This is a genomic window from Erwinia sp. V71 (assembly GCF_965644245.1).
Taxonomy (GTDB): domain Bacteria; phylum Pseudomonadota; class Gammaproteobacteria; order Enterobacterales; family Enterobacteriaceae; genus Erwinia.
Genome location: NZ_CBFFRK010000129.1, coordinates 1 through 12,905, shown reverse-complemented (window position 1 = coordinate 12,905; position 12,905 = coordinate 1). Strand labels below are relative to the sequence as shown.

Below are 12,905 nucleotides of genomic sequence, written 5' to 3'. Positions count from 1 at the left end.
GCAGGATAGCTTATCGGTAGCTAACCGTCCCTCCATCCACATGACCAAGCGTTGCACTTATTATCTGAATTCGCGGTATGTCTCGCTGGCCGACCATCTTAATTTTGCCCTGGAACGTATTCGTGCCGGGATGGAGATCCACAATCCCTTACAGTGGGAAGTGCGTAATTTCTATCAAAAAGAGTACCTTGTCGGCCATCAGGCGCTGGCGCTGATCGCCTCACGCACCGGAGTGCTGTTGCCGGACGCCGAGGCCTGTAGTATCGCGCTGCATATCGTCAATGCCGGGATGAATAATCAGGATAACTAGGTGATGGAAATCACCCGGCTGATTTATCAGATTCAGAATATCGTCAAATACTGGTTTGGTATGGCGATTTATGAGCAGAGCATTAATTACCATCGCTTTATCACTCATGTGAAATTTTTCGCCCAGCGGGTGATTAATGGCGTGGTGCTGGATAATGACGACGAATTACTGTTTACCGAAATTAATAAACGTCATGAAAAAACGGTTGGTTGTGTCAATGCGATCAGCGATTTTATTAGCAAGAACTACAGCCACCAGATGACGAAATCAGAAAAGCTTTACCTTACGGTGCATATTTATAACGTAATGCACCGTAATCAGAATTCCATTTAGGATTGTTACTGTTAAATCAGGCAAACCCCAGAGGAAGCAACCTGCCGTTATTTTCGGCAATTGTTTGACGGGACTTTCGGGTCCTTTTCTGGAGAATGATGTATGGATTATCCGCAAACTGCGCGCACCATTATTGAACTGCTGGGCGGCGCAGACAATATCAACTCAGTGTTTCACTGTATCACCCGTTTGCGCTTTGACCTGAAAGATAACGAGAAGGTGCAGCGAGCGCAGCTGGAACAGCTGGATGGCGTGATGGGGATTAACCTGTCCGGCGACCAGTTTCAGGTGATTATCGGCAGCAAGGTGACGCAGGTCTGCCATGCCATTCAGGCTGAACTGCCCGACACCGCCGCTGCACAGGCAACAGAACAACCTGCCGCAGAGCACAAACGTCGTAATCCGGTATCGGTGGCGCTGGAGATTATTTCCGGCATTTTCTCACCGATTATTCCGGCGATTGCTGGCGCAGGTATCCTGAAAGGGCTGCTGTCGCTGTGCCTCTCCTTTGGCTGGGTGGCAAGCAGTAATCAGACTTTCCAGATTATGACCGCTATTGGTGATGGGGTGTTTTACTTTATGCCAATGGTGCTGGCCTTCAGCGCCGGGAATAAGTTTGGCGCTAACCCCTATCTTTCGGTGGCGCTGGCGGCGATTCTGTTTCACCCGACCCTGACCACGCTGTTTAAATCCGGCACGCCTGTCGAGTTCCTCGGACTCGGTGTGTCAGCGGTATCGTATGCCTCATCGGTCATCCCGATCATCCTGTCAGTCTGGCTGCTGAGTTTTGTCGAACGACAGATTAACCGGGTGATGCCTAACGCGCTAAAAACCATGTTTACTCCGCTACTGAGTTTGCTGATTGTCGCGCCGGTTATGCTGATTTTTATCGGCCCGGCGGGGATCTCAGTCGGTAATAACCTTTCCAGCGGCATTATCTGGCTGGTGGATAATATGGGCCCGCTGGCCGGGATTCTGGTGGGGGGTACATTGTCACTGATGATTATCACCGGTATGCACTATGTGCTGGTGCCGATCATTATCAACAACATCACCAAACTGGGTTATGACCCGATCAAGATCCTGATGTTCGCTGCCAACTTTGGTCAGGCGGGTGCAGCATTTGGCGTATTTCTGCGTTCCCGCAATAAGAAAACCAAAAGTCTGGCGCTCTCTACCTCCTTTACCGCATTGATGGGCGTCACTGAACCCGCCATGTACGGCGTCAATATCCGTTTTAAAAAGCCGTTTGCCGCTGCGTTAATCGGCGGTGCTTGTGGTGGATGTTTTGGTTCCACCATGGGCGTGAAAACTTATGCCTATGCCCTCAGTGGCTTACCCGGTTTACCGGCGCTGGTCGGGCCGACATTTGACTGGGCGCTGGTCAGTATGGCGATTGCCTTCGGTGTCGCGGCGGTACTGACGGTGGTGATGGGCTTTGAAGAAAAACCGGAAAACAGTGCGCCGGCACAACCTGCTGAGGCGCCTGCGGTCGCTGCCGCAGTGCCGACGCCAGCGGCGGTCAGCAGCAGCGCAGAGGCAGAGTTACTGGCGGGTATCAGCCCGGTGGCGATCAGCAAAAATGAACAACTGTTCGCACCGATTGATGGTCAGCTGGCACAGCTAAGTGAACTCAGTGATCCGGTATTTGCTGATGAAGTGTTTGGCAAAGGGATGGCGATTGTGCCGCTGAAAGGGGAGTTACTGTCACCGATTGATGGCAACGTCGGCTCGGTGTTTGCCACCAACCATGCCATTACGCTGGAAAGCGCCAGCGGCGCAGAAGTGCTGATTCATATCGGCATCGACACCGTGAAACTGAATGGCCGCCACTTTACCCGCCATGTTGAAGATGGTCAGCAGGTGAAGGTGGGCGACCCACTGATTAGCTTCGATCTTGACGCGCTGATTGCGGCCAATATCGATCCGAGCGTGATTGTTATCGTCACCAATACCGACCATTACGGTGCTATCAGCCAGCTGAAACAGGGCGCTGTGGCATCGCGTGAAGCCTTTTTACAACTGACCGCCACGACGGCATAGGGGAGAAAAGAATGACGTTTAGTAAAGATTTTCCGGATAACTTTTTATGGGGAGGCGCGACGGCCGCGAATCAGCTGGAAGGCGCGTATGATGCTGACGGCAAAGGTCTGTCGGCGTCTGATGTGTTTGTATTTGATATCAATGCACCAAAAGAGCGCTGGCTCGATCAGTGGGCGGGGATGACCCATGCTCAGGTGGCGGAAGCGCAGGACCCGAACAGCAAAAAGTATTACCCGAAACGTAAAGGCAACGATTTCTATCATCATTATGAAGAAGATATCGCCATGTTTGCTGAAATGGGGTTCAAATGTTTCCGTATGTCGCTGGCGTGGACGCGTATCTTCCCGCGCGGCGATGAGCTGGAACCCAACGAAGCCGGACTGGCGTTCTATGACCGGGTATTCGATACCCTGCAACGCTATGGCATTGAGCCAGTGGTGTCGCTGTCGCATTATGAGATGCCTCTGACGCTGGTGACCGAGTATGGCGGCTGGCCGAACCGTCAGGTAATTGATTTCTATGTACGTTTCGCCACCACAGTGTTTAAACGTTATCGCCATAAAGTGAAGTACTGGATGACGTTTAATGAAATCAACTGCGTAAAACATCATCCGTATGTCAGCGTGGGTGTGGTCGAAGAGAATCATCCGAACCTGGAGCAGGCGAAATATCAGGGGGCACACCATCAGTTTGTTGCCAGTGCGCTGGCGACCAAAGCCTGCCATGCGATCATTCCTGGCTCGCAGGTGGGTTGCATGATCAGCTACCAGATCCTCTATCCGCATACCTGTCATCCTGATGATCTGCAGGCGTGTGAGGATATGCAGCGCGTTTCGCTGTTCTTCAGTGATGTGCAGGCGCGTGGCTACTATCCGAAATGGGCCGATCGTATGCTGGCGCAGAAGGGCGTAGTGCTGGAGAAAGCCGTTGGTGATGATGAGATCCTGCGTCAGCATCCGGTGGACTATGTCTCGTTCAGCTATTACATGTCGAGCACCGTCAGCGCGCACCCGGAAAAACTGGAAGGGGTGAAGGGGAATCTGATCACCGGCGGTATCCGCAATCCGCATCTGCCGGAAAGCGACTGGGGCTGGCAGATTGACCCGAAAGGGCTGCGTCTGGCGTTAAACCAGTTGTATGACCGTTACCAGAAACCCGTGTTTGTGGCGGAGAACGGCCTCGGTGCGGTGGATGTTCCGGCGGCAGATGGCACCATCGATGATGATTACCGCATTGATTATCTGCGTCTGCATATCGAGCAGATGCGTGAAGCGATTACCGACGGCGTTGAGCTGTTTGGTTACACCTAGTGGGGACCGATTGATATGGTCAGCGCCAGCACCTCGCAGATGTCGAAACGCTACGGCTTTATCTATGTTGATCAGGATGATATGGGGCAGGGGACGCTGAAGCGTTCACGTAAGAAAAGCTTCCACTGGTATAAAAAGGTGATCGCGTCGAATGGCAAGGATTTGAGTAACTAAGCCGCTTTTAGCCCTTAGCCCCTTCCCCCACAGAGTGGGGGAAGGTTGGGATGGGGGAGCAAACGACTCAGCATCGATGTTGTGAGTTCCTCCACCCTGACCCTGCCCCACGTCGTGGGAGAGGGGATATTTATTCTAATACTCTGAATTTTCTCCTGAGATTTGCCGTTGTGCGTAAAAACGGCCAGGCTTCAACACTGAAAGTCTGTATTAATCCAACAGGGAGACGTCATGAAGAAAATCCTCCGCGCATTTCTGCCGCTGTATACCACCACCCTGTTGATGCTGCTTGGCTCCGGTTTACTGACCACTTATATCTCATTGCGACTGGCCCATGAGCAGGTGAGCGGCGCGCTGATCGGCTCTATCACTGCGGCGCACTATATTGGTCTGGTGATTGGCGGCAAGGTCGGGCACAACCTGATTGCCCGCGTCGGCCATATTCGCGCTTATGTGGCCTGCGCCGGGATCATTACCGCTTCCGTACTGGGACATGGCTTAAGTGATCTGTTGCCACTGTGGATCTTTCTGCGCCTGATTATCGGGCTGTGCATGATGTGCCAGTATATGGTGCTGGAGAGCTGGCTGAACGACCAGGCGGAAACCGGACAGCGTGGTGTGATCTTCGGCCTGTATATGGTGGCGACCTATCTTGGCCTCTCCTGCGGTCAGCTGATCCTGCTGACGCAGAGCGATTTTGGTATCACCAGCCTGATGATTGTCGCGCTCTGCTTTTCTCTCTGCCTGGTGCCGATTGCGCTCACCACCCGCACCAACGCCCGGCCGATGTCGCCTGCGCCAATGGAACTGGGCTACTTCTTTCGCACCATTCCCACCGTGCTGGCGATGACGCTGGTGATTGGCATGGCGGTGGGTGCGTTTTATGGCATGGCACCGGTGTATATCAGCCAGCTCAATTTTGGTCCGCACCTCACTGGTCTGTTTATGGGCATCACCATTTTTGCCGGGCTGATTACCCAGTTTCCACTCAGCTGGCTGTCAGACCGGGTGGATCGTCAGCGTCTGCTGTTGATCGCTGCCCTGCTATTTGCCGTCGCCTCGCTGCCGCTGGCACTGCCGTGGCAGTTTAGCTTTCAGCTGATTGTCGGCATGGCGTTTGTGGTCAGCCTGCTGCAGTTCGCGCTCTATCCGCTGGTGGTGGCGATTGCCAATGATCAGGTGGCACCGGAACGGCGTGTGTCGCTGACTGCCTGCCTGTTAATGGCGTTTGGCATTGGCGCCTGTATCGGGCCGCTGCTGACCGGGGCGCTGATGCAACCCTTCGGCGGCAATATGTTGTATGCGTTCTTCGCCTTCTGCGGGCTGGTGATTGGTGGATTCAGCCGGCAACGCGCAGCTGTGGCTGCTGAGCCAGATGCCACGCCAGTGCCCCATGTGCTGGTGCCCGACAGCCTGACCAGTTCACCGCTGGCTGCGGCGCTGAATCCGACGCTGGATGAGGCAGAAATTGAATCGGTGATGGTGATGACAGAGGACGATGAAGACCAGCAGGAACCCGCTACGGGCAGCACGGTTTAACGGAACTGGCTGTTTTTTCTCAGCCGTTCAATATGAATGGCTAAGAAAGCGATTTCATCGTAAGTGAGCTGATACTGATAATGCTTCTGCACATACGCACTCAGTTTCAGCGCACTGTGCCAGGACTGCGTCAGACGCTGATCAATATCTTCATACAGTGAAACCTGCTGATGATCGACAAAATCGCGCGTCAGCAGGCGCTGGGTGAAAAACTTCAGATGGGTGAGGAAACGCTGGTAGTTCAGATTGCGTTCATCCCAGTCGATATTCAGATCGTATTTCACAATATTCAGCATATCGCGCACGATCTCGGTACTGAGCATCACATTCTGCATATTATCGCGCCCGGACGCATTGACGATATGCAGCGCAATAAAGCCAATTTCATCCTCCGGCAGCGTCAGTTGCAGGGTCTGATTGATCAGCTGCAGTGTCTGTTCACCAATCGCATACTCCTGCGGATAAAAACGCCGGATATCCCATAACAGCTGATTTTTAATTGCCATGCCTTTCTGATGACGCTGCACGGCAAAATTAATGTGGTCGCTAAGGGCGATAAACAGAGTGTCCTGCAGTTCAATATTCAGCGCGTTACGCGCCAGGGTGACGATTTTATCGGTAATCGTCAGATAGACAGGGGGAAGCTCAGCGAGGATCTCGGCAAAGAAACGGGAAAGATCACCCTGACTTTTCAGGAAACGGCTCTCAACCAGCGTTTCATCCACGCTGTCGCCCACCTTCTTGCCAAAACCAACGCCTTTTCCCAGCGCGACGCACTCTTCACCTTTTTCGCTGATTGCCACCACCGCATTGTTGTTTAAGATCCTGTCAATTTTCATACTGTTACCCGTTATCTGGCCGCTTGATGCGGCCTTATTGTTGTCGGTCAGTTCCCTGGCGTCTGGCGCTGATGTGCCTCAGGTCAGCATGATAATCGTTTCACCCGGCTGTTGCTGCTGGTGTGGCAGGGTTTCAACACCGCGATACGCGTCAGGGTTGGTAATCACGACAGGGGTGACCAGTTGATAACCTGCACGCTGAATCGCCTCAATATCAAATTCAATCAGCAGCTGGCCGCTGTGAATGATGTCACCTTCCGCGACATGCACAGTGAAATGTTCACCCTGCAACTGCACGGTATCAATGCCGATATGAATCAGAATTTCCGCCCCGGAAGTGGAACGCAGCCCAATGGCATGGCCGCTGTCAAAGGTATGCGCCACTTCGCCATCCACCGGTGCATACACCCGTCCTTCGCTGGGGATCACCGCCACGCCCTGGCCGACCACGCCCGAAGAGAAAATTTTATCATCCACCTCTTCCAGCGCAATCAGTTCTCCTTTCAGTGGCATCGCGATGGATTCACCCGCCAGCATCATTCTGGCCGGTGCCGCCTGCGGTTGTGCTGACGTGGCGTTATCTGACGCAGGCTGTTCGGGGGCGATATCGGTAAAGCCCACCACCAGCGTCAGGATCAGGCTGATGACAAATGCCAGCACACAGCCAATAACAAAGCCCATAAAGCCGTCGCCATAAAAAATCGGCATCGTCAGCAGACTTGGCATCCCCATGGAAATCGCCGAGCTTTGCGCATAACCGACCACCGCGCCACCGAAGGCGGCGGCGATCACGGCGCAGATAAACGGTTTTTTCAGTTTTAACGTCACGCCATAGACGCCGGGTTCGGTGATGCCAAACACCGAGGCGATAAAGCTGCTGCCCGCCAGCGCTTTCATTTTCGGATCGCGGGTGCGCAGCATCACAGCCAGCAACGCGCCGGACTGGGAGAACACCGCCGGGGCACAGGCGGCTTTCAGGTAACTGCGGCCAAACACCGACAGGTCGTTGATAAACAGGGTGGCAAAACCCCAGTGCACGCCAAAAATCACAAACACCTGCCACAGCGCAGCAAACAGCGCGCTGGCGATGATCGGGTTAACGTGATAAATGCTGACAAACAGGTGCGCAATAAATTCACTGAGTGTAATGCTGACCGGGCCAATACTGATCAGCGTCAGTGGCACCATGATCAGCAGCAGGAAGAAGGGAGTCAGAATGGTACGCACGCTTTCATGGAAGCAGCGATTGAGAAAACGCTCCAGATAACTCATCACCCAGACGCTGAAAATAATCGGCAGCACCGAGGCGGTGTATTTCATCATCACCACCGGAATGCCCCAGAACGAGACTTCGCGTCCGCTCTCAAACAGCGTCAGAATACTCGGATACACCAGCGCGCCCGCCAGCGACACCGCGACAAAAACGTTGGTGCCAAATTTACGCGCCGAGGTAATCGCCAGCAGCAGCGGCAGGAAGTAGAACAGGCTGTCTGACGCCGCATGCAGAATAATATATTCCGTCTGCTTCGTGTTCATCCAGCCAAGTGCAAGCACAATCGCCAGTGCGCCTTTCAGTACACCGGCGGCGGCCATCGCTCCCAGCAGCGGGGTAAAAATCGATGAAACAACATCCACCAGGCGACCGAGCAGGGTGCCTTGCTCACTCTGCGGGCTCTCCTCTTTCTGCTCACGGCTGTCATTGAGCAGGGTGGAAATCGGGCCAAATTCGCGATACACCTCCGCCACCCGATTGCCAATCACCACCTGCAGCTGCCCGGCAGCCTGCACCACGGTAATTACACCCTCGAGCGCTTCCAATGCCGGTAAATCGACCTGCTTTATGTCGACAATCTTAAAGCGCAGCCGGGTGGCGCAGTGAACCAGAGTGTTCACGTTTCCCTCGCCGCCGACATGGCGCAGGATCTGTTCCGCCAGTTGTTTACTGTTCATCGTTTTTCCCTTTATCCCTGTGAGGTATCAATGCTGCTTACAGTGCTGCGCCGTTACTGCGAATAATGTCCTGATACCACCAGAAACTGTTCTTACGGCGGCGGACTAAACTGCCCTGGCCCTGGTCATCGCGATCGACATGAATAAAGCCATAGCGTTTCTCCATCTGCGCAGTACCGGCACTGACCAGGTCAATCGGTCCCCAGCTGGTGTAGCCGAGCAGTTCGACGCCGTCAGCAATCGCTTCACGTACCTGCAGCAGATGCTGGCGCAGATAGTCGATGCGGTAGCTGTCGTTGATGGTGCCGTCGCTCTCCACCACATCGCGTGCGCCGAGGCCGTTTTCGACAATAAACAGCGGTTTCTGGTAACGATCCCACAGGTCGTTCAGCAGAATGCGCAGCCCTTCCGGGTCAATTTGCCAGCCCCATTCGGACGCTTTCAGATTTGGATTCGGGATCAGGCGGATAATGTTGCCGCGCGAGGTCAGATATTTTTCCGGTTCGAAGGTGGCGCAGCCGCTCATGTAGTAGCTGAAGGAGACGAAATCCACCGTATGACTAAGCGCGGTGAGGTCGTCATCGCTGATCTGCAGTTCGATATTATTCTCGCGGAAATAACGCCCCATCCAGGCCGGATAGGTGCCGCGTACCTGCACATCGCCAAAGAACAGCCACTCGCGGTTTTTCTGCAGGCTTTCCAGCACATCTTTCGGCTGGCAGGTCATCGGATAACGCAGGGCACCGAGCAGCATGTTGCCGATTTTCGCATCGGGAATGATCTCGTGGCAGGCTTTGACCGCCAGCGCACTGGCGACCAGCTGATGGTGAATGGCCTGGTAAATCTCCTGCTTCGACGGCTCACCGCTTAAGCCGACGCCGGTAAACGGCGAATGGATAGCCATATTGATTTCATTAAACGTCAGCCAGTATTTCACTTTATCTTTGTAGCGGCTGAACACGGTGCGGGCATATTTTTCGAAGTGGGCGATAGTGTTGCGGCTGCCCCAGCCGTTATATTTTTCCACCAGGCCATACGGCATTTCATAGTGCGACAGGGTGATCAGCGGCTGGATGTTATATTTTGCCATCTCATCAAACAGCTGATCGTAGAACGCCAGTCCGGCTTCATTCGGTTCCGCTTCGTCACCCTGCGGATAGATACGCGTCCAGGCAATGGAGGTGCGCAGTACCTTAAAGCCCATTTCGGCGAATAGTTTAATATCCTGCGGATACTGATGATAAAAATCGATCGCGGTATCTTTAATGCAGCTGTCGCCCGCGCTGCGCGGGGTGACGCCGCCGTGTAAGCCCTTAAATTGCAGATCGGAAGTGGATACGCCTTTGCCATCGTGATTCCATGCGCCCTCTACCTGGTTCGCCGCCATGGAACCGCCCCATAAAAAATCTGCCGGGAATGTCTTCATTTTCCTCTCCTCTCCTTTTCTTCAAGCAAAAAAAAACCTGGGCAAAGCGGCGTGAAAAATCACGCTGCTTTGCCCAGGTCTCGCCCGCGTTGTGCGGTTACGTCCCTTGACGCTTCACACTATACAAAGAAACGACGCGGCGGCAATTCGCCACGTGCGTTAGTGTGATAAGGGTCACTTATGTTGTCAGACATTTCTGCCGCCAGGTCAGGGGATTAAGAGTTCATTACCCGACGATAGTCCTGCCACTCTTCCCAGCATCGCTCGGGATTGATATCCACCCAGCTGCCGTTTTGTGCCATTTCCGTCGCAATAGTATCCGGCACACTGACCGCGGTGGCATTATCGCGAATGGTTTCCACTTCTTCGCGCGATAACGGCGTGGACTGATTTTGTTGGGCATGGACCAGCAGCTTGATCAGCGCAGGAATAAAAATAATCGCCATCTGGTTACTTCCTGAGCAGGTCTGTTTTTTTTGATTATCGGCATCGGCTGGCATGACTTGATTACGGTGAGACGGGAGTGTGATCAGAAGTGGACGTTTACGCCAATATCGAATGTATAACTGACCGGTTTTTCCACCATCGGGCTGCGGCGCACGTCCTGATCCAGCCAGTTAACCCGGCCAGCGATAAACCCCTGCCAGCGGGCGTTAAAGCGGTATTGCCAGGCCATCTGCAGCCACGGCGTCAATGCCGCACCAGGGCGATAACCGGTTAAGCCGCTGCGGTGCGCTTCATCATCGGTAATGCCATAGTAATAGCGCGTTTGCCGCGCATCTTCCCAGTCGATACCCACGGCGGGGAACCACTCCAGCGCGCCGGTTTTCCGGTATCCGGTCCATGACAGGGTGGCGACCATCCCATTGCTTTGCCCGAGAGCATCTGTCGCCAGCTGGGCAAACAGTGCGCCATAAGGCGTGATGCGCTGATAACTCAACGCCGCCATCAGCGTGGTACGACGGTTATTCAACTGACGCATGGATGCATCCGCGCCATCACGGCGATCGTAATGGCGATCAAACCACCATCCTTTTAGTTTCAGGGTATTATTGTTGTCCTGCCAGGCCAGTAATCCGGCCTCATCGCCATCGATATACAGGTACTCCCCCTGCCAGCTTAGCAGTGGGAAGGACGTATAGTCGGCTCGTCTGGCGCGGTAAGGATTAATCTGCCACTGATTATCCAGCGCCAGATCGGCCGCCGTCAGCGGCGCAGGCATTAACAATACAGCCAGCAGCAGCAGGAGTGGTTTCATGATGGTGACCTGTGTTCAGCCTGCTGTCAGTGTAACCCTTCCCGACAGGTGGGCTGTGATACAGGCGGAAGATTGGCATACAGGTGGTCAACACGATGGCGGCAACGCATTACGCGTTATCAGACAGACGCAACGGGATGATGCTGGCAGCTTCTTCGGTCTCCAGACGCGCGCACAGCGCGGGAAGATCATATTCAGAGAACACTTCAATGCCGTGGCGCGTCAGCAATTCGGCGGTCACGCCCATGCCACTCACTCTGTCGCCGCTAAACGCACCGCTGTAGATGACGTTTCTGCCGCAGGATGGACTGCCTTCGGTCAGGATAGCAAACTGGCAGTGGTGTTGTTGCGCCATCTCCAGCGTCAGCCAGGCGGCAAGGATATAGCGTTCGGTGACGTCATCGCCGGTGCTCTCGGTCACGCGCGCACCCTGTGCAATCACGCGATTGCCACGCCAGGCGGGCTGGATCTCAGCGGAAGGGCGTGGGATGGGAAACCCGGCCGCCAGTTCGGGGCAGAAAACGACAAAACGTTTCTCATATTGCCAGCGCGTAATGTGCTGGCTGACGACCGTTTTTGCTGTGCCGTTATAACGCACTGGCAGGCCTGCAAGACAGGCACTGAGGAGGATTTTTTTCATGATTGCCCGGACGAAATGTGCAGACGGGCATGATGGCACTCAATGTTGACCCACGCGAGAAATGCGCGGTTCAGTTAAACATTATTAATAGAATTCTCGCTGCTCAGTGTGCGTCACGCGCGTGGTATTGCGTGTTTTGCTGGCGCTTTTTGCCACACGGTGAGCTTTTCCCGGGTCGCCCGCCACAAACTCAAATGTCGGCGAGTAATAGAAGGGCAGCCAGCCGCTATAGCCATGTTCCCACTCCCAGCGCACCGGGCAGGGCCACAAAATGCCATCATAAAGTATGTAGTAAATCCACCGGCCATTTGGCCGACGCGGTCTGGGCGTTTTCATTGCGGTAACTGGCAACTGTCTTGAGGAGATAAGCGAAAAATAGCTGCTATTTTCACCCGCTGGCGGCGGTGTTGCAACAGGTGAACAGCCGTCCAGTGCTAAGTATTAAAGCTAACCGGCAGGCCCGCAACTGTCACAGAACAATTTTTCACCAATATCGACTAAAATCCATCATGAAAAGGAATTAACAGGTTGCGATGGTAAACAACACAGGAGGTGACAAGGATGAAAATGAGCATGAGCAGTAAATATGGTTTGCTGGCGCTGATACTGGCGCCGCTGACGTTCTCAGTCGCGCACGCCAGTGAGAAAACGCAGTTATTTGAAGATATTAACCAGCGTTTGTCCTGGATGAAGGACGTTGCCGGATATAAGGCGACCCATCACCAGCCCGTCGAGGATCTGCAGCAGGAAGCGCGGGTATCTGCACTGACACTTAGCCAGGCGGGAAAAATAGGGCTGCATCCCCAGTCTGTGAAACCCTTTATTATCGCGCAGATGAACGTGGCGAAAGCGATACAGTACCGTTATCGCGCCGACTGGCTGACACAACCGGAGGAGAAGTGGACGCCGTTGCCGCTTACGGTGGTGCGGGAAAAAATCAGCCAGACGGGATTGCATACCCTGCAGCACCTGGCGCAGATGCTGCAGAATGGGATAACGATTGGTGAAGGGCGGATTCAAGTTCGAAGTGCAACGCTAAGCCGTCTGTCTTAACTCTGCAAAGACCACTGAAGGCTGCCGGAA

General features: G+C 54.0%; 10 protein-coding genes and 2 pseudogenes. 5 read left to right on the top strand and 7 right to left on the bottom strand.

Going from position 1 to position 12,905, the window contains the following annotated elements; all coding sequences use genetic code 11:
* Positions 1-76: 76 nt before the first annotated feature.
* The 4 genes and pseudogenes from ACSZO1_RS19045 to ACSZO1_RS19030 form a co-directional block, all read left to right on the top strand.
* Positions 77-643 (top strand): annotated as a pseudogene (locus ACSZO1_RS19045) (BglG family transcription antiterminator); the annotation flags it as partial.
* A gap of 102 nt (positions 644-745) precedes the next feature.
* The gene (locus ACSZO1_RS19040) at positions 746-2,686 is read left to right on the top strand and encodes a beta-glucoside-specific PTS transporter subunit IIABC (protein WP_437615445.1); all 1,941 of its coding nucleotides are present in this window, start codon (positions 746-748) and stop codon (positions 2,684-2,686) included.
* A gap of 11 nt (positions 2,687-2,697) precedes the next feature.
* Positions 2,698-4,170 (top strand): annotated as a pseudogene (locus ACSZO1_RS19035) (glycoside hydrolase family 1 protein).
* Between the two features lie 231 nt (positions 4,171-4,401).
* Positions 4,402-5,709 (top strand): MFS transporter, encoded by a 1,308-nt coding sequence (locus ACSZO1_RS19030; RefSeq protein ID WP_437615443.1) that lies wholly within the window; start codon positions 4,402-4,404, stop codon positions 5,707-5,709.
* Here ACSZO1_RS19030 and licT read toward each other — a convergent pair.
* The 7 genes from licT to ACSZO1_RS18995 all read right to left on the bottom strand — a co-directional run bounded on the left by licT (position 5,706) and on the right by ACSZO1_RS18995 (position 12,158).
* Complete coding sequence (licT, locus tag ACSZO1_RS19025) at positions 5,706-6,548, bottom strand: BglG family transcription antiterminator LicT (RefSeq protein ID WP_437615442.1); 843 nt, start codon at positions 6,546-6,548, stop codon at positions 5,706-5,708. The genes ACSZO1_RS19030 and licT overlap by 4 nt on opposite strands.
* Before the next feature lie 78 nt (positions 6,549-6,626).
* Positions 6,627-8,498 (bottom strand): beta-glucoside-specific PTS transporter subunit IIABC, encoded by a 1,872-nt coding sequence (locus ACSZO1_RS19020; protein ID WP_437615440.1) that lies wholly within the window; start codon positions 8,496-8,498, stop codon positions 6,627-6,629.
* 37 nt (positions 8,499-8,535) lie between these two features.
* On the bottom strand, positions 8,536-9,924 hold the full coding sequence (locus tag ACSZO1_RS19015; protein WP_437615438.1) for a glycoside hydrolase family 1 protein: 1,389 nt from the start codon (positions 9,922-9,924) through the stop codon (positions 8,536-8,538).
* A 215-nt stretch (positions 9,925-10,139) separates the two neighbouring features.
* Entirely contained in the window at positions 10,140-10,370 is a 231-nt protein-coding gene (locus tag ACSZO1_RS19010; RefSeq protein ID WP_437615436.1) for a hypothetical protein, read from the bottom strand.
* Positions 10,371-10,453: 83 nt separating this feature from the next.
* Entirely contained in the window at positions 10,454-11,182 is a 729-nt protein-coding gene (locus ACSZO1_RS19005) for a MipA/OmpV family protein (RefSeq protein ID WP_437615434.1), read from the bottom strand.
* Positions 11,183-11,291: 109 nt separating this feature from the next.
* On the bottom strand, positions 11,292-11,822 hold the full coding sequence (locus ACSZO1_RS19000) for a DUF523 domain-containing protein (RefSeq protein WP_437615432.1): 531 nt from the start codon (positions 11,820-11,822) through the stop codon (positions 11,292-11,294).
* 84 nt (positions 11,823-11,906) lie between these two features.
* Positions 11,907-12,158, bottom strand: coding sequence for a hypothetical protein (locus ACSZO1_RS18995; RefSeq protein ID WP_437615430.1), 252 nt, complete (start codon positions 12,156-12,158; stop codon positions 11,907-11,909).
* Between the two features lie 237 nt (positions 12,159-12,395).
* Here ACSZO1_RS18995 and aroQ point away from each other — a divergent pair, with 237 nt between their 5' ends.
* Entirely contained in the window at positions 12,396-12,875 is a 480-nt protein-coding gene (gene aroQ, locus ACSZO1_RS18990; RefSeq protein WP_437615428.1) for a gamma subclass chorismate mutase AroQ, read from the top strand.
* Positions 12,876-12,905: the final 30 nt, after the last annotated feature.

Excerpts from the sequence above, each read along its gene's own strand:
- ACSZO1_RS19030 (WP_437615443.1), top strand. The coding sequence starts at position 4,402 with ATGAAGAAAATCCTCCGCGCATTTCTGCCGCTGTATACCACCACCCTG.
- licT (WP_437615442.1), bottom strand. The coding sequence starts at position 6,548 with ATGAAAATTGACAGGATCTTAAACAACAATGCGGTGGTGGCAATCAGC.
- ACSZO1_RS19005 (WP_437615434.1), bottom strand. The coding sequence starts at position 11,182 with ATGAAACCACTCCTGCTGCTGCTGGCTGTATTGTTAATGCCTGCGCCG.
- ACSZO1_RS19000 (WP_437615432.1), bottom strand. The coding sequence starts at position 11,822 with ATGAAAAAAATCCTCCTCAGTGCCTGTCTTGCAGGCCTGCCAGTGCGT.
- ACSZO1_RS19040 (WP_437615445.1), top strand. The coding sequence starts at position 746 with ATGGATTATCCGCAAACTGCGCGCACCATTATTGAACTGCTGGGCGGC.
- aroQ (WP_437615428.1), top strand. The coding sequence starts at position 12,396 with ATGAGCAGTAAATATGGTTTGCTGGCGCTGATACTGGCGCCGCTGACG.
- ACSZO1_RS19015 (WP_437615438.1), bottom strand. The coding sequence starts at position 9,924 with ATGAAGACATTCCCGGCAGATTTTTTATGGGGCGGTTCCATGGCGGCG.
- ACSZO1_RS19020 (WP_437615440.1), bottom strand. The coding sequence starts at position 8,498 with ATGAACAGTAAACAACTGGCGGAACAGATCCTGCGCCATGTCGGCGGC.
- ACSZO1_RS18995 (WP_437615430.1), bottom strand. The coding sequence starts at position 12,158 with ATGAAAACGCCCAGACCGCGTCGGCCAAATGGCCGGTGGATTTACTAC.
- ACSZO1_RS19010 (WP_437615436.1), bottom strand. The coding sequence starts at position 10,370 with ATGGCGATTATTTTTATTCCTGCGCTGATCAAGCTGCTGGTCCATGCC.